Source organism: Neobacillus sp. BP17, from assembly GCF_059579525.1.
The window spans coordinates 4,650,528-4,667,284 of record NZ_CM184198.1; the positions used below are offsets into that span (position 1 = coordinate 4,650,528).

At 39.5% G+C, this 16,757-nt stretch carries 15 protein-coding genes; 6 read left to right on the top strand and 9 right to left on the bottom strand.

All coding sequences use genetic code 11. From position 1 onward, the window contains the following. Positions 1–294: 294 nt before the first annotated feature. Positions 295–1,635 carry an APC family permease gene (locus AC4QJR_RS22795; protein WP_496524263.1) on the bottom strand — a complete coding sequence of 447 codons (1,341 nt, stop codon included), beginning with the start codon at positions 1,633–1,635 and terminating at the stop codon, positions 295–297. A gap of 317 nt (positions 1,636–1,952) precedes the next feature. Here AC4QJR_RS22795 and speB point away from each other — a divergent pair, with 317 nt between their 5' ends. Further along, positions 1,953–2,891, top strand: coding sequence for an agmatinase (gene speB, locus AC4QJR_RS22800; protein WP_496524264.1), 939 nt, complete (start codon positions 1,953–1,955; stop codon positions 2,889–2,891). 94 nt (positions 2,892–2,985) lie between these two features. On the opposite strand, the gene AC4QJR_RS22805 is transcribed toward speB, so the two are convergent. Then, positions 2,986–3,588 carry a cell wall hydrolase gene (locus tag AC4QJR_RS22805; protein WP_375376586.1) on the bottom strand — a complete coding sequence of 201 codons (603 nt, stop codon included), beginning with the start codon at positions 3,586–3,588 and terminating at the stop codon, positions 2,986–2,988. Between the two features lie 367 nt (positions 3,589–3,955). Here AC4QJR_RS22805 and AC4QJR_RS22810 point away from each other — a divergent pair, with 367 nt between their 5' ends. Both AC4QJR_RS22810 and AC4QJR_RS22815 read left to right on the top strand, forming a co-directional pair. Next, the gene (locus tag AC4QJR_RS22810) at positions 3,956–4,402 is read left to right on the top strand and encodes a Dps family protein (RefSeq protein ID WP_251457684.1); all 447 of its coding nucleotides are present in this window, start codon (positions 3,956–3,958) and stop codon (positions 4,400–4,402) included. 125 nt (positions 4,403–4,527) lie between these two features. After that, entirely contained in the window at positions 4,528–5,793 is a 1,266-nt protein-coding gene (locus AC4QJR_RS22815) for an FAD-dependent oxidoreductase (protein WP_496524265.1), read from the top strand. Positions 5,794–5,838: 45 nt separating this feature from the next. Here AC4QJR_RS22815 and AC4QJR_RS22820 read toward each other — a convergent pair whose 3' ends face one another. After that, a complete protein-coding gene (locus AC4QJR_RS22820) occupies positions 5,839–6,819 on the bottom strand; it encodes a 2-hydroxyacid dehydrogenase family protein (protein WP_496524266.1) in 981 nt (326 codons plus the stop codon). Positions 6,820–7,047: 228 nt separating this feature from the next. On the opposite strand from AC4QJR_RS22820, the gene AC4QJR_RS22825 reads away from it, so the two are divergent. Next, the gene (locus tag AC4QJR_RS22825; protein WP_311315819.1) at positions 7,048–7,134 is read left to right on the top strand and encodes a YjcZ family sporulation protein; all 87 of its coding nucleotides are present in this window, start codon (positions 7,048–7,050) and stop codon (positions 7,132–7,134) included. Positions 7,135–7,192: 58 nt separating this feature from the next. Here AC4QJR_RS22825 and AC4QJR_RS22830 read toward each other — a convergent pair whose 3' ends face one another. From AC4QJR_RS22830 to AC4QJR_RS22840, 3 genes are all read right to left on the bottom strand, one after another. Further along, positions 7,193–7,612 (bottom strand): disulfide oxidoreductase, encoded by a 420-nt coding sequence (locus AC4QJR_RS22830; protein ID WP_496524267.1) that lies wholly within the window; start codon positions 7,610–7,612, stop codon positions 7,193–7,195. Between the two features lie 2 nt (positions 7,613–7,614). Beyond that, complete coding sequence (locus tag AC4QJR_RS22835; RefSeq protein ID WP_496524268.1) at positions 7,615–8,319, bottom strand: DsbA family protein; 705 nt, start codon at positions 8,317–8,319, stop codon at positions 7,615–7,617. 84 nt (positions 8,320–8,403) lie between these two features. After that, entirely contained in the window at positions 8,404–9,237 is an 834-nt protein-coding gene (locus tag AC4QJR_RS22840) for a helix-turn-helix domain-containing protein (protein ID WP_496524269.1), read from the bottom strand. A 90-nt stretch (positions 9,238–9,327) separates the two neighbouring features. On the opposite strand from AC4QJR_RS22840, the gene AC4QJR_RS22845 reads away from it, so the two are divergent. Together AC4QJR_RS22845 and AC4QJR_RS22850 are read left to right on the top strand one after the other, a co-directional pair. After that, the gene (locus AC4QJR_RS22845) at positions 9,328–10,455 is read left to right on the top strand and encodes a Gfo/Idh/MocA family protein (RefSeq protein WP_496526727.1); all 1,128 of its coding nucleotides are present in this window, start codon (positions 9,328–9,330) and stop codon (positions 10,453–10,455) included. Continuing rightward, positions 10,452–11,246: a sugar phosphate isomerase/epimerase family protein gene (locus tag AC4QJR_RS22850; protein WP_496524270.1), complete on the top strand. Its 795-nt coding sequence runs from the start codon at positions 10,452–10,454 to the stop codon at positions 11,244–11,246. The genes AC4QJR_RS22845 and AC4QJR_RS22850 overlap by 4 nt, the downstream gene beginning before the upstream one ends. A gap of 56 nt (positions 11,247–11,302) precedes the next feature. Here AC4QJR_RS22850 and nagA read toward each other — a convergent pair whose 3' ends face one another. The 3 genes from nagA to AC4QJR_RS22865 are packed head-to-tail and all read right to left on the bottom strand — an operon-like array spanning position 11,303 to position 16,744. Then, positions 11,303–12,457, bottom strand: coding sequence for an N-acetylglucosamine-6-phosphate deacetylase (nagA, locus tag AC4QJR_RS22855; protein ID WP_496524271.1), 1,155 nt, complete (start codon positions 12,455–12,457; stop codon positions 11,303–11,305). A gap of 14 nt (positions 12,458–12,471) precedes the next feature. Then, the gene (locus tag AC4QJR_RS22860; protein WP_496524272.1) at positions 12,472–13,560 is read right to left on the bottom strand and encodes a GNAT family N-acetyltransferase; all 1,089 of its coding nucleotides are present in this window, start codon (positions 13,558–13,560) and stop codon (positions 12,472–12,474) included. Positions 13,561–13,597: 37 nt separating this feature from the next. Further along, entirely contained in the window at positions 13,598–16,744 is a 3,147-nt protein-coding gene (locus AC4QJR_RS22865) for an alpha-mannosidase (RefSeq protein ID WP_496524273.1), read from the bottom strand. Positions 16,745–16,757: the final 13 nt, after the last annotated feature.

The window sequence follows — 16,757 nt, forward strand, 5'->3', positions numbered from 1 at the left end:
TTTTATTAGTAAGAATTTGTAAGCACTTTCATTTTGTTTTAGCAATGAAAAACTTAAATCACTAAAATAATTGCAGATCTACTCCTCCTTCCATTCTACCTACTAATCTAACTATTTAAAATAGTTGCAATTTTCATGCCAATCATCTTTCCTTTTAAATGTTATCTTTAATCAAAATTTTTATGAAAAAATGCATAACCTACTCAGGATTGAATAAGAAAAGAGGTACGTAAGAACAAAAAAGCAGTGGATTCTTATCACGGGATCCACTGCCTTCATGAAAAAATTATTTGTTTATGCTTCCTCCGCTTTATATTGGGGCGGCGCTATTCGGAATGCCTTTGTTAGAAAAAGCAAGTAAGTAAATCCAGTCATAAACCAAAGAATTCCCATAATCAAAGAACTAACCTCTAGATTAATCCAAAGGATCCCAACTGCTCCCGCACCAATTAATGGCATGATAACGTAATCAAAAAAACCTCTAGGTGTCCTGTGCATCTTTTGACGAACGGCAAAGTGACTAATAACAGAAAGGTTGACAAACGTAAAAGCCATTAACGCACCGAAATTAATTAACGAAGTCGCCGTAACTAGATCGAAGAACCAGGCTGACAAGGAGATGACACCCACAAATACAACATTAATTGCAGGTGTCCGCCAATTTGGATGAACGTATCCAAACCATTTTTCCGGGAATACCTTGTCACGCCCCATTACATACAAGAGTCGCGAAACACTTGCATGTGATGCAAGTCCGGAGGCGAGTGTATTAACAAAGGTTGTACACAAGAAAATCGATTGGAAAAGCTTTCCACCTACGTATAAAGCGATTTCTGGAAGTGCGGCATCAGGTTCTTTAAATCTGGATATATCCGGAAAAAAGGATTGAATAAAAAACGATGTGGTAATAAAAATAACCCCTCCCCATAAAGCTGTAAGCAATATTGCTTTTGGGATCGTCTTTTGCGGATTGGGCGTTTCTTCAGACAATGTTGTAACAGCATCAAAACCCAGGAAAGAGAAGCAAAGAATCGTTGCACCGGTAACAAGGACTGGCAGGTTCATACCTTCAACAAAAAATGGATTTAAACTAAAAACAGTTCCTGTCCCCTCGCCTGAATGTAAACCTTTAATCACAAGGATAATAAAGACGACCATAATCAGTATTTGAACAAGAACAAATAATGTATTGAAATTTGCCAGGGCATTTACGCTTCGCAAGTTTAAGAAGGTCACAATTCCTACAAACACTAACACCCAAATAAAATCTGGCACAGATGGAAACAATGCATTGAGGTACAGTTTTGTTAACAAAGCGTTGACCATTGGCAAAAACAAATAATCAAGCAGCGAAGACCATCCAACTAGAAAACCAAGATGTCTGTTCATCGCTTTTTGGGTATACGTGTAGGCAGAGCCTGCTTGAGGGAAGACCTTCACAAGCTTCCCATAACTTGATGCTGTAAACAGCATCCCAACCAATGCAATAATATAGGCTGATGGTACATGTCCCTCGGTTACACCAGAAACAATTCCAAATGTGTCAAATACCACCATGGGTGTCATATAAGCTAACCCCATAATTACGACCTGCCACAGCTTTAACGATCTTTTCAGCTTTACGCCATTTTCCACCTATCATACCTCCCTTTTGATTAAAACGCTTTCATTGAGTAATAACCCTTTTGTCTTCTGAAAATTTTTTATTCCCCCTCACTTATTTGAAAATTCAAATATATCATTGCAAATTTCGTGCCACTCTATATTTTTTTAATAATCTCTAAGGATGGGCTTAAATAGTCAAGCCAAAGTCTTTTTAATTATTCATCTATGCATAGAATATTCCCAATTAAATAGTTTTTCGCTTCATTCACAACGATTCCTGTCAATAATCATCTGGCACAATTCTTGCATTTTACAGTATATGAAAATAAGAAATGGGGGAATCTTATATGCACTATCCATTATCACCAGATGTTAAACCAGAATTTTGTACCACTGGTACCTTCATGAGGTTACCCTCCCACAGGGAAAATGCTAAATTGGCTATTGTCGGTGTTCCGTTTGATACGGCAGCCTCTTTTCGTGTCGGAGCACGGTTCGCACCACAGGCAATTCGTCAGGCGTCGATGACTCTATTCCCATATCATCCAATTCACAAGGTTTATCCTTTTGACGAATGTAATGCCATTGACATCGGTGATGTGTCTGTCATTCCGCATAACATCCATCGCAGTTATGAGGTAATTGAAAAAGCAATGATGGACCTGATGGAAAAAGGGATTATTCCAATTGGACTAGGGGGGGATCATTCGGTTACATTAGCCCATCTTCGGGCCGCAGTAAAAGTACACGGTCCTGTTGCCTTAATTCATTTTGATTCTCATACAGATACTTGGGACACATATTATGAGGAAAAATATTGGCATGGTTCACCATTCATCCGAGCCTATGAAGAGAATCTCCTCATACCAGATAAAGTTTTCCAAGTAGGAATTCGCGGAACCCTGAATCATCCAGGTGATATTGACGCCAGCACGGATTTAGGCTATCACGTAATTACAACCCCTGAGCTAAAGCAACGAGGAATCGAAAATGTTATTCATGAGTTGAAAGAAAAAATTGGTGATACACCTTGTTTCTTGAGCTTTGATATTGATTTTGTTGATCCTTCATGTGCACCTGGGACGGGAACACTAGAAGTTGGTGGTTTAAATAGTTTTGAAACGTTGCAAATCATCCGATCTCTAACTGATTTTTACTTTATTGGTTTTGATTTAGTCGAGGTCTTGCCGCCATATGATCCGACTCAGATTACATCTTTACTGGCTGCCACCATCATCCACGAATTCGCTAGTCTCGTTGCATTAAAAATTAAACAAGGTTCGTAGGGTCTATAAAAAAAAGCAGTGATTCCATTTTTAGGAAATCACTGCTTCTTTGTTTAGTTTACAATTTTTTTGAAATACTACTTTATACTAGCTTTTATTTCGCGAATCTGTGGTTACCAATCGTTACCGTTACTGGTCGAGAATAGACCCACTTACTTACAGCTGTTTTTGGATTATAGAAAAATAATGATCCGTTTCCTTGTCCTCTAAAGGCAAGTGCTTCATTCACAGCTCTTTTTGAAGCAGCATCAGCTGGTTGGTTAATGGTACCATTTTTTACAGGCGTGAAGGCATAATAGCCATTCGACTTTTCATAAATAACACCTTTTACGGTATTAGGGAAATCTGGGCTGGAAACACGGTTAAGGATTACCGTTGCAACAGCCACTTTCCCTGCATACGGCTCACCCACTGCCTCAGCACGAACTAGACGTGCCATTAAATCCTTTTCTGCTGCTGTAATGGAAGAATTCGGGATTACTAGATTAGATCCCGCATAAAGAAGATTACTAGTTTTGTTGTTTGCTTTTTTTAAATTATTAACTGTCACACCATATTTCGCGGCAATTTTCCAATAAGTTTCACCTGATTGTACCTTATGTGTCGTTGTTGCCGCTTCAGTCGTTCCATTTAAAGTAAATGCTGACATGGATAGGATAAGTCCGGTCGCAATTAGTAATTTTTTAAATTTATTCATATTTTATTCCCTCCAATATTTGTTCGGCGCTTGTCATACTAATAAGGCTAACAGTTGTTACAATCGGATTCATTACCCAAAAAGTGGTAAGGAATAATGGGATTAAATAGTGCCCAGCATGAAGGGATTCGTCTACTAAAAGGGATTATTTTCCATTAATATATAAATTCCATTAGATGGACGGCATGGAAAGGATAGGTCGAATTATTACAAATTGTTTCAGGCTTGTAACAATAAAAAAGAGCGTAATACACTTAAAACCAATGATTCTTCACAAAATTGACAACAAATTCCTTAAATTCATACAGGATTGGACCTCCATCTTTGGTAATAATATAAGTAGAGTTAAAAAAGGAGGCTATTTATTATGGAAAATCAATTAGTAAACGTACTTAACAAACAGATTGCAAACTGGTCTGTACTGTATACGAAGTTACATAACTATCATTGGTATGTGAAAGGTGGACAATTTTTCACCTTACATGTCAAATTTGAAGAGTTTTATAATGAGGCTGGCATTCATGTCGATGAACTAGCCGAACGTTTGCTAGCAATCGGCGGAAAACCTGCTGCTACAATGAAAGAATACCTAGAAATCTCTTCAATTAAAGAAGCGTCAGGTAACGAATCTGCAGATGAAATGGTTGAATCAATTATCAAAGACTTCTCAATTATTATTGGTGAATTGAAAGAAGGCATGAGCTTTGCCGATGAGAATCATGATGAAACAACAGGAGATATGCTGCTCGCGATACATTCTGATCTTGAGAAACATGTTTGGATGCTAACGGCTTTCTTAGGCAGATCCATTTAGAATTATCCTTCAGTCCAACCATTGGTTGGACTGATTTTTTATTTATAATAATTATTAAAAGAAATTGACTTTTATTTAATATTTATATTATTATAAAATCATCAAATAATTGGAGGTTGGTAAAATTGTCTAAACCTGAAGTGATCGTTTATAGCAGTACCGGCTGCCCCTATTGTGAAAAAGTAAAATCTTTCCTAAAAGATCACAACATTGATTTCGATGAACGGAACGCTTCCATACATAAAGAATATTTTGAGCAATTAAAGGAACGGAAAATTTATGGAACACCAGCCACGCTTATTAATGGAAAACTAGTCCTTGGCTTTCAAGAGAAAAAATTAAACAAATTGCTGGGACTATCAGAAGACCAAGTCGCTGTGGTGAGTTCCGGAAAGACAGAATCTAGCGACGCAAATGCGGATACTATTTTTCAAGCAGTCAATGAAAATGTTCTTGAAGAAGTCTATGATTTTGTTACTATCGGCGGCGGTCCCGCAGGAGCATCTGCAGCTGTTTATGCGGCCCGAGGGAAACTAAAAACACTCGTGATCGATAAAGCCCCAAAAGCTGGCACACTTGCAATCACCCATAAAATCGCGAATTACCCTGGCGTCCGTGAAGAAGTTACGGGGCTTGAACTGTTAACAAGAATGCAGTCACAAGCAAAGGATTTTGGAGCAGAATTCGTTCGTTCAACTGTCCTATCAGTTGATTTTTCAGAGGAATTAAAAAAGATAGAATTAGCCGAGGGGACCATTAAAGCTAAAAGTGTCTTTATTGCCGTAGGGGCAAAAGCGCCTTCCGGAAAGATTAAAGGGGAAGAAGAATACACAGGACGTGGTGTAAGCTATTGTTCAACTTGTGATGCCGCGTTTTATCAGGACAGAGTGGTCGCTGTTGTTGGTGATAATGATGAAGCCATTCACGAGGCAGAAACATTGGCAAAGTATTGTAAAACAGTGAAATTGTTAATTCCAACTGAATTAAAGGGCGATGTAGATCTTTCTGCTTTGGAAAATAACGCAAATGTAGAAATTTATAAACGACATCGTGTAAGAGAAATTATTGGAACAGATAGTGTGGAGCAAATTGTTGTTCTTACCGATAAAAAAGAAGAGCAGGTATGGGACGTGGATGGAATTTTCTTATACCTCGGCGGAATGATGCCAGGTACAGACTTCTTAAAAGGAGCGATTATCCGCGATGAAGAAGGCTATTGTTTAGTAGATGAGTACCTTCGCACCAATGTTGACGGCGTCTTCGCTGGCGGTGACGCTAGAAGAACACCGATAAAACAAGCGGTTATTTCAGCAGCTGACGGGGCGATTGCAGCTTTAAGTGCCGAGCAGCACGTCAATAAACGGTCAAAACTCCGCCCACAGTATTCATAAAAAAAGACGGCAGCTGCCGTCTTTTTTATTGTTAATCATTTGATTTTACACGAGGATTGTTTCTTTAACCCCATTAACCACATACGATGGTGCTTCACCGTTTAACATTTTAACAATGTTTCCCGCTGCCATAATCGCCATAGCATCGCGTGCTTCATAAGTAGCATTTCCGATATGCGGAGTTAATACAACGTTTTTCAGCTTTTTCAAACCGTCACTAATTTCAGGTTCAAATTCAAATACATCAATTCCTGCTCCCTCAATCTGTTTCTCTGATAAGGCCTGGACCAGTGCCTCCTCGTCAACGATTGGGCCACGGGCGCAGTTAATTAAATAGGCAGTTGATTTCATCATTTCAAACTGCTTTGTACTGAACATGTGTTTTAATGTTGGATTATACGAACAGTTTATCGTAATAAAATCTGATTCTGCTACTAACTCATCAAAAGATACGTAGGTCGCGTTTAGGGCTTGTTCAACTTCTTGGCTTTTTCGATTTGGACCCGTATATAGAACCTTCATATCAAAGGCAGCTGCTCTTTTTGCAACCGCTTGGCCAATTTGACCAAATCCAATAATTCCGATAGTTTTCCCAGTTACTTCTCTTCCTAGAAAATAAAGAGGGGCCCACCCATTAAAACCAACCGTCCGACAGACTTCATCCCCTTCAGCTACTCTCCTTGCTGAGGCAAGTAAAAGGGCAATAGTCAAGTCTGCCGTTGCAGCAGTAGACGCCATAGGAGTATTGGTAACCGGGACTCCTTTAGATGCCGCATAATCAAAGTCTATATTATTAAATCCAGCTCCATAGTTTGCTATGATTTTTAGGTCAGGGGCTTGGTCAATTACCTCTTTTGTTACCGGGGTAGATAATAAACTGAGAAGAGCATCCTTATCTTTGATTCGCTCTTTTAATTCTGTATCAGATATCAATTTCTCACCTGAAAATACTTCAACCTCGTGATGTTCTAACAACATCTCTAACCCCTTTTGTGGGATCTCACCTGCTACTAAAACTCTTGCCATAACCTAACACCTCTCCTTAGAAAAATGACTGCCTTTTCCAATAATCCAAATAACTGTATATAATTATACTACAATAAAAAGTTCTATTAAATTATTTATTTATCAAAATTCTGCAAACGTTTTTTCTCAATAAATTAATTTCTTTTCTAGTAGTCAACGTTTGTCCATTTCAGCTCCTTCCCTTCTGACATACATTGTAATAACTCAGCAATGGAGGAGGTGATTACTATGGGACATGGAAATAACAGCAGCTTCGCTTTAATTGTTGTGTTGTTTATTTTATTAATCATTGTTGGCGCATCCTTTATGTACTAATTGATGCTTTGCTGACAACTGAAAAGAGCGGGAAACCTTTTGGTTTCACCGCTCTTTTTTATTGATCCCTATTTTCCTCTTTGCCGCGAGAGATAATGATTAAGCAGATTGTAATAACCGTAAATGCAATCAAAGCTAATAACGGAATAGTAACAAAGCCAAGCCAGTTAATATAATCCTTGGAACAAGGCACTCCGGTTGTACACATTTCAAATTGCTGTAAATATGGTATTTTCTGTAATAAGGTATGGTATCCAGCGATTAGAAGACCGATGATAGACAACGGAAGTGCGTATTTATAGATGCCTCGGTCATTCCGGTAAACTGCGACTCCGAGGATGATCGCCAACGGGTACATAAATATCCTTTGATACCAACAGAGCGTACATGGTATGAAGTGCATCACCTCACTAAAGTAGAGACTGCCTAGCGTGGCAATGATGGCTGCTATCCACGCGAGAAGTAAGGAATTATTCATGCTTATTCACCCTTTGCAGCTTTTTCAACCATGTCTTTTAAATCATCAATGGTTTGTCCTTCAAACTTTTCCCCATTAACGTAAAGGGTTGGGGTACCTGTAACACCTAATTTTTCAGCGTAATCCATATCTTTTTGCCAAGCATCATTGGATTTCTTAGCATCAAAGTTCTTTACGACCTTGTCAACATCGCTATCGCTAGCCATTTCTTTTAAGGTATTAGTCAAAAATTCTTCTGTAAAAACGTCCATTTTCTCATATTTGGTATCTTCGGGCTGTTTTTCGTAAAGGAGCTCATGGAATTTCCAAAACGTATCATTGCCAAGTTCCGCGTATACGGATTCCGCAAATTTTGCTGATCGTTCGGAATCAACGTTAATAAACGAATCATTCATAAAATAAAACTTTGCTTTACCGGTATCAACTAGTTCCTTCTGAATAATAGGTACAACATCCTTGCCAAAGTTTTTGCAATTAGGGCATTTATAATCACCAAATTCAATAATTGAAACAGGCGCTGATTCCTTACCAATGTATGGCTGATTGCTATAATTAATTTTTGTAGATGTGGTTTTATCTTGTTGTTTAGAGTGATTGCCTAGAAAAATGAAACCTAAAATAAAAACGGCAACCAATCCAACCATCCAAAAAGTAAAGGCAGATGATGATTTTGCTTCTTTTTTCTTATTTTTATTATGATTTGCCATTGCTTATCTCCTTCTTAATTTGAACTTTACCTAGATAGTATAACTATTACTTATCCATCTGTATAATGCAAATAAAAGGTTTTCTTATGTATTAGACTTCTTACGATACTCTCGTGGAGCTTGGCCGGTATATCTTTTAAATTGCTTGTTAAAGGCACTTAATGACTGAAATCCGCTTGCAAAGGCGAGATCAATCATACTTTTATTTGTGGTACGAAGTAAATCGCTAGCACTCTGTATCCGGAGCCGATTAAGAAACTCATTGGGAGTCAGGCCTGTCAACTGGCGGAACTCTTTAAAAAACATTGTTCTCCCTAATCCTACCTGCGATGATAGTTTTTCAATATCAAGAGGCAGATGATAATGATCAAGCATGTACCCCACGGCTTCAACAATTCCAGAAGGCGGTAGTTTGTGAACGTCCGTAGCTTGAGATTCTTTTACATACTGATTCACCTGTAACAAAATATCAATCAAATGCATGAATTGATGAGTCACCCAGGCTTCCTTCCCCTGTTCCTGAGCTTCCACAGCTAAAGTCGCTGCTTTACTTATTGTTTTTGCGAAATTCGTGTTAGCAGGTATTAAGGGCTGAACACCTTTCGTGGTGTAGAAGGGCTTAATCAGCTGATTACCATCTGGAATTTTATGGACGAAAGAGGGTGTGAATAGAACAAGAATACATTCGAACGGTTGATCAGGTTTAGAAAAACTCCAATGAGGCTCGAAAGGACGGCACAAGAACACGTCTCCTGGCCTGCCAATGTAAGTATGATCATTAAACTGATATTCCAACTCATTTTTAAGCACAACCCCAATTTCTAAACAATCATGAATATGTAAATCATGCTCTTCATCTGACCCCCAGACTCGGCAAAATGCAAACGAGCGTTGTAATTGTAAATGTTCAACGTACATTTTTTCACCCCTATACTATTTTAACAAATTTTCCTCTGTACAATTTGATTAGTATTTATCCTAATTGGAGGAGAATCTAATTTTTTGATTATGTTAGAGTGGAACCATATTCTAACTGAGGTGATTGTTTTGAGATTATATATTATAGGCGCGGGTGTCATCGGTCGTACACATGCAGAAACGGCAAAGAAACTTTCCGAACCGGTTAAATTGAGAGTGGCTGATACAAATCCTATCGCACTGGCTGCTTTCTGTGATCAGTTCCCTGAAGCAATTGGTTTTACAAACGTGGAAGAAATGCTTAACTCTGAAGCGGCCGAAAATGATGATATCGTAATCATCTGCACCCCTCCATTGGCGCATTTAGATCCAGCAAAGTTGGCAGTCAAGTCTGACCGCCATGTCCTTTGTGAAAAACCTCTTGCTATGAATCTATCACAAGCCGAAGAGATGGTTCAGCTTGCAGAAAAGCATGATCGGTTACTAGGCTGCTGCAGCGTACGCTTTAAGGGAATGCCTAACATGGAAGCAGTCAAAAATATCATTCGCTCCGGCTGTCTCGGAGATATTTATCATGTTACATTTGTAAACAAATGGGAACGAAGCCGTTCCGGAATTGAATACCAGCCTGTAAGCCGCTGGTTTCTTGATTCAACCCAAAGCGGCGGAGGTGTTCTAATGGATTGGGGACCTTATGACTTTGCCACCTTGAATGACATACTCCATCCGGACGTTATTGAGGTAAACTCCGCTTGGACGGCCAAACCCATAACAGAAATTGACCCCTCTGATACACCATTTGATGTGGAAACACATGTTGGAGCATCTATGACATACATCTCCGATAATCATCCTGTCCATGTTCATTATGAACGAGCCTCATGTGCTCATGGTGAGGAATACGTACGGGCGGAAATCGAAGGGACATTAGGCTCAGTTCGCTGGACGCCATTCGATTCACGACAGCCTGTCTTCAGACGATACGATAAGCAGGGGAAAATTGTTGAAGAACAAGTTGAAACCGGACCTCGAAGTGAGTTCACTATTTTTGAAAACCCTCTTCTTCACTTTTATCGAAAAGTGAGAGGACTTGACTCACACGCAAACGTCAATCAGCAGGTTCTGAATAATTTCCACTGTATTACCTCCCTATATAATGCCGCGAGAATGAGTGAAAAACAAACGATTAATTTAATTCAGAAGGGGGTAATTATTTGAACATTCGAGGATTTTCATCAAATATGTATGGCTGGGCTGAGCGTTGGAAAAGAGATGGAAAGACACCTGAATGGGATGAACTTTTCCGTGCTTGTGCTGAAGCAGGACTAGATGCTGTTGAAATTGATGCTGATACAGAAAAACTTAAATTAGCACGTTCCTATGGTTTGGCAGTCTCAGCCTCCTATATTGGCCTCCCATTACATGTACCATTTAACACTCTTGATGTGGAGCGGTCTGTTTTGCCAATCGCCGAACGTTTAGCAGCAGCTGAAGGTTCTGATTTGTTACTAAATGCTGACCCTATCAATTGGAAAAATGTTATTGCCAAGTCGGAGGACCATTTTAAACAGCAAGGTGAAAACTTATCCCGTATTTCTGAACTTGTTTCCCCGTTGGGGCTAAGGGTTTGCTTGCATAATCATGCTGCTGACAATCACAATGCATCAGGTGACCTGCGATCGGTCGTCCAATATGCAGATATGAGTGTAGGACTTTGCGTTGATACTGGCTGGGCTTTTGTTTCTGGATGCAATCCGATTGAGTGGGTCAACACCTATCCAGAAAGGATTTATGCTTTTCATTTACGTAATCAACATGGGAACCTGCCATCCGAAGACTTGCTTGAAGGAGATATTGACTTCTCTTCGCTTATGACTTCTGCAGATTCCATTCACTATAACGGTTGGCTGGTACTCGAACTATGGCATCCCGACAGTATTCAGCCGCGCCGGACGATGGGTGAGGATGTTCAACGTTCGATAGACTATTTACGTGGTTTTATTTCCTAAATAATAGGCATGAATCCAGCTAAGTGGATTCATGCCTGTTCATCGTGAAAGTTTCTCTAATTTCGTCTATAGACCATTTTTCCATTCACAACAGTCCACAACACTTCGAATTGGTCATTCATAAGGACTAAGTCCGCATCTGCCCCTGGGTCAATCCTGCCTTTATTGGACAATCCCAAAATATCTGCAGGTGTCTTTGTTGCCATTGTAACAGCATCTTTTAAAGGGATTCCCGATCGAACTGCTTTCTCTACTGCTTGATTCATTGTGACAGTACTTGATGCAAGTGTACCGTCACTTAATGTAGCGACTCCGTGACTCACCTTCACCTCATGCCCTCCGAATAAGTAGGTTCCATCCCCCATCCCCATAGCCTGAAGAGCATCTGTAATGAGCACCATATGATCTGGGCCTTTTTCCCGATACATTAACCTTACAATGGCTGGGTGGAGGTGCACATCATCAACAATAGCTTGTACACTAACAGCACTATCCTCAAAAGCAGCGATGACCGCCCCTGGGTCACGATGATGAATAGGCCGCATTCCATTAAAGCAATGAGTTACATGGCTGGCACCAATTTGAAATGCAGCTTTTGCTTCTTCATAGGTTGCGTCAGAATGAGCAATCGACGCAATGATTCCTTGCTTCTTTAAAAAACGGATCATTTCAAGACCGCCCGGCAGTTCCGGAGCTAGGGTCACCATTCGCAGCAATGAACCAGATGCCTCTAAAATGATTTTCATTTCATCCAATTCAGGATGCCTTAAATATAGCTCATTTTGCATTCCTTTACGCTTCACATTTAAATAGGGTCCTTCTATATGGAGGCCAACGATCCCGGCGCCGGGTTCTCTCCCGGCCGCCTCTTTTACATTTCTTATCATTTTAAGCAGGTCATGTAATGAAGACGATACGGATGTTGCTAAGAAAGACGTACAGCCTGTTCGAGCGCAGGCTCTGGAAACGGCTTCCACACTACCGATGTTGCCGTCCATCATATCAAAACCATCCGCCCCATGTATATGTACATCAATCATGCCAGGGATCAGCAATTGCTCATTTCCATCAATGACAGAATCAGCCTTACGAACTAAGGATTCTTCATCATTATGGATCGATTCAATTTTACCATTACGAATAAGCAGGGATTTACGATTATGTTCAGGTTCGTTTACGCAACGAACATTACGGATTAATATAGTACTCATAATTTCATAACCCCTTATACATAGTTTAAGCCTTCAGGGAATGGAAGCGGTATGGGAAAAATATCGTTTAAATAAGCGTCAAGATTTGGATCGCCTTGAAGGATTAATTTTTCTAACGAAACATTATCTAAGACTACTGACTTCTGGTTAAATATTAGTTCTTTGCTTCTCATATCATGATTTATTATTTTGATTTTTCCATGAAGGAAAGGTTGTATTTGTTTTAATAACAAATCTAGGTCCATAATTTTACTAGTGCCTGGAAATGGTGCTGCAGTTTTCTCAATCGTGTCTAGGAGTCTATTAAGCTCTTTTTCGTATGCAGGAATGGAAAATTTCAATGAACTTATTCCTTTCTCGAAGGCTTGAGCTAAAATAGCTTTAACCGCTTCCGGCTCCCCTCCCCATTCAATCACCCGTGCTGGCTGCTCTCCAGATTTTGATGATGAATTTGGAACACCAAAAACGATAAAACCCTTTAATTTATTTTCAGATTCAGCAGCCAAAATCTTGTGTTCCATCTTAAGGATACTGGCAAAGCCAGCCGCCTTATTCAGGATAGAAAAATCATTTATACTTTGTTCAAAATAAACAGGTCGAGATTGACCTAATTTCCGTAAATAAAACCAATCAAATGGGGATAATTCTCTTATCAAGAAGTCACCCCTTACTTGTAAATCTCCCTTATTTATTTCATATTTATTTAATTTACCGTAAAAGGAACAGCCAGCTTTTATATATATTGGTAAACTGCCTGATACAAATAAAATGGAAGCATCCGCCCTCTGAACATGTGTAAACACCTTATCTAAAAGCATGCTGGCAAAGCCTTTTTTACGATAGCCTGGATGGGTACAAACGGCACCTATTGAATAGGCTTGAATCTCAGCAGCATCTAGATGAATAACTGAAGGCACTAGCCCAATAAAGGAGACTAGTTCATTATTAATGAATACTCCATATGATTGATTTAGTTCAGGTGAAAATACTAGGGGGAAGGCCTCCCCCATTGAGATATGATCCTCATCCCGGAAGACTCTATCCGCTAATTGAATCGCTTGTGCGTACTCGAATTCCGATTTTAGTAATCTTAATTCTACCATCGTTGTCTCCATTTCTATTTTGACTTTCATTTTAAAGTTAGAACCAGATTTTAAATGTCTTAATTTCATATGGAGAGACAGAGAAAGAAAGGGTCTGATTCTGATATTCTGCTTCCTTTTCTTCTTCTTCAATTAAGTTGCATTCCACAGCTTTTTTAATTGTTTTTGCAAAGGAGACATTTGTTTGATTCCTATATTGCTTATATTCATAGAAACGTACAATGATTGCTTCATCATCCTCCGCTTTTTTGACGGTTTCCAGGAGAACATGGTCATTGTCAATTTCTACAAATTGATGTGTTGCTGGTAAGCTCCCAGTCTGATTCGCTTTAAGTTCACCTGCTAATAACGGAACATTTAGGTTATACGCTTCTTTCACAATATTTCCTTCGCGCCAATCCCCTGTATGCGGTACTAAGCTATATGTAAATTCATGAATGCCACGGTCCGCTGTCTCATCAGGGCTGATCGCAGATTTGATTAATGTTAACCGTAAAACATTTTCTTTAACATCGTGACCATATTTACAGTCATTTAATAAACTCACCCCGAAATTCCCTTCGGAAAGGTCCACCCATTTATGTCCGACCACTTCAAACCGAGCATGGTCCCAGCTGGTGTTCCAATGAGTAGGGCGTTCTATATTCCCAAACTGAATATCATAGGTTGCTTTTGTTGAACGAATATTAACTGGGAACGCTGCTTTTAATAAGGTCTGTTTTTCCTGCCAATCCACCACCGTGCGGAAATCAATTCTAGGAGAATTTTTATAAACACTTATATATTGTGTAATAGTAGAATCATAGAATTTCCAAATGAATTTTAAGCTTCCGCGAACAGGACCTTCTTCATGAACCTCAACTGCCGCTAAATTATCAACCTCGCGCATTTTTTCTTGGTAATAAAGATCAATATCCCAAGCATCAAAATTCATCGGTTTATCTTCAAATGTTTGTAGGATGTTCCCCCTTGCACCTGCAGCAAGAACTTCTCTGGCTGCGCGTTTATCAAATAAGGAAATAATCTGGCCTTTCTCATTAAAACGAATCTGATAAAAATCATTTTCAATATAATCCTTCTTCACCACAATTCCAGACTGTAAAATGGAACCCTTGCTTAATTTAAAGGTTTTATATCCTAGTGCTGGTACGTTATTCGCATGAATTAACACCTTTTGTGTATTCGCCTCTTGGATTACTTGTGCTGGGAGTGCATTTCCTGCTTCATCAACGATGGTGGTTTCTTCTGTAAAGAATCGTGACACTGGCAATTCAATGAACCCATCACGTTGATAAGAAAGAGAATTGTAAACCACTATGCCGTCCTGTTCTATTTGAATGTTTTGTTCAATCGAACTTTTGGCTTCATTAAGAACCTTTTCCCCAATATTTTGGACAATAGCATAATCCTTCCGCGCATCCTCATTCACTTGACGAATGGATGAACCAGGCAATATGTCATGGAATTGATTAAGAAGCAACATCTCCCAGCCTTCATTTAATGCTGTATGTGGATAATTTGACTGATGAGTTAATTGATCAGCAAGGACACTTAACCATTCCGCATTGTGATAGGTAAACTCCGCTTTTCGGTTAGCCCGTTTTAATGACGCTTGCGATGTATAGGTCCCCCGGTGATACTCTAGATATAATTCCCCATCCCAAACTGGTATTGTTTGATCCTTCACACGGTCTCTTAACCTTTTAAAATAGGGTTCAGCTGTATCCATTTGAACTCTTGGAAGACCCGGCAGATTTTTCATAGCCTCGGCTGCTTCGATCATTTCTTTTGTTGGTCCGCCGCCGCCATCCCCCCAGCCAAAGGCAAGTAATAGCTCATCGTTTACTTCCTTTTGCTGGTAGGCATCCCAAATCCCTTTCACGCTGGCCGGTTCGACCATGCCATTATACGTATACTGCTTTGCCCCCTCTTCAGGTGTGGTAATAAAGTGAGTAAACATTTCTGTTCCATCGATGCCGCGCCAATTAAACGTATCAAATGGGAATCGATTATATTGACTCCAGCTAATTTTTGTCGTCATGAAGCTGTCAATTCCACTCTTTTTCATGATTTGCGGTAATGCCCATGAGTATCCAAACACATCCGGAAGCCAAACGACCCTTGTATCAACCCCAAACTCTTCTTTCATAAACCGTTTCCCAAACTGAATTTGACGGATTAAGGACTCTCCATTTGGTACATTTGTGTCGGGCTCGATCCACATACCACCTGTTATTTCCCATTCACCGGCGGCAATTTTTTCTTTGACTTTCGCAAAAATTTCAGGGTAGTCTTCTTTCAAATATTTGTATAATTGCGGAGAAGTATGGATGTATCTGTAATTAGGATATTGGCGCATTAAATGTAATACCGTTGAAAATGTCCGCGAAGCTTTTTCACGCGAATGAACTAAACGCCATAACCATGCCATGTCAATATGTGAATGGCCAAGTGCTGTGACTAATGGCTTTAATTCATTCAATTCCCCTAATTGATCGACCTTTGATTTTAGAAATTCATATGCTTCCTTAATCGATTGATAGAAGATATCGGTGCCAGGCTTTAAGAAATCAACCTTTAACATCGATTCATTTAATAATTGAAGCATTTTTGTTCTTCTTAAGTCATGCTCATCCAAAACCTTTACCGTATTTACGAGAGTATGCGCTAAATAATAGTATTTTTCTGTCGCTCCATCGACACAGGCGAGCTTTGCTGTTTTAAATCTTCTGCGGTCAGGTGGATTTAACACCCCGCTCCATGCTTTTATAGCAATTTGAATTTGATTGTTTTGCAGAAGCTCTGGCGGCAGCCATGCTTCTTCGTGCCATACATCAATTCCTTGTAATGGAATACCATTCACATATAATAAAGACTCAGCTGTTGACCCGCCGCCGTCACGAGGGCCGACTAATAAGTGGATGACTATTCGTTCATTTTTCCATTCTTCAGGTATAGAGACGGTAGTGCGAAACCAAGCAGATTTATCATAGCCGCCCCAGGAATCTCCAATTTGAAAATTCCCCCAGTTTTTGTCATCAAAATCTGTTTTGTAGGCATATTTATCCTCTTCACCAAACTCCCACTCTTTGTATTGAAAAGCCGGAATTGCTTTTGTTTCTTTGTAAATATAACCCTTCAATTCTCCTAAATATTTCTCAACTTTTTCAACTGTAAAATACAAACAAAACACTCCT

Coding starts and splice junctions, on each gene's coding strand:
- speB (WP_496524264.1), top strand. CDS start 1,953: ATGCACTATCCATTATCACCAGATGTTAAACCAGAATTTTGTACCACT.
- AC4QJR_RS22805 (WP_375376586.1), bottom strand. CDS start 3,588: ATGAATAAATTTAAAAAATTACTAATTGCGACCGGACTTATCCTATCC.
- AC4QJR_RS22810 (WP_251457684.1), top strand. CDS start 3,956: ATGGAAAATCAATTAGTAAACGTACTTAACAAACAGATTGCAAACTGG.
- AC4QJR_RS22820 (WP_496524266.1), bottom strand. CDS start 6,819: ATGGCAAGAGTTTTAGTAGCAGGTGAGATCCCACAAAAGGGGTTAGAG.
- AC4QJR_RS22825 (WP_311315819.1), top strand. CDS start 7,048: ATGGGACATGGAAATAACAGCAGCTTCGCTTTAATTGTTGTGTTGTTT.
- AC4QJR_RS22830 (WP_496524267.1), bottom strand. CDS start 7,612: ATGAATAATTCCTTACTTCTCGCGTGGATAGCAGCCATCATTGCCACG.
- AC4QJR_RS22835 (WP_496524268.1), bottom strand. CDS start 8,319: ATGGCAAATCATAATAAAAATAAGAAAAAAGAAGCAAAATCATCATCT.
- AC4QJR_RS22840 (WP_496524269.1), bottom strand. CDS start 9,237: ATGTACGTTGAACATTTACAATTACAACGCTCGTTTGCATTTTGCCGA.
- AC4QJR_RS22845 (WP_496526727.1), top strand. CDS start 9,328: ATGTTAGAGTGGAACCATATTCTAACTGAGGTGATTGTTTTGAGATTA.
- nagA (WP_496524271.1), bottom strand. CDS start 12,457: ATGAGTACTATATTAATCCGTAATGTTCGTTGCGTAAACGAACCTGAA.
- AC4QJR_RS22860 (WP_496524272.1), bottom strand. CDS start 13,560: ATGGTAGAATTAAGATTACTAAAATCGGAATTCGAGTACGCACAAGCG.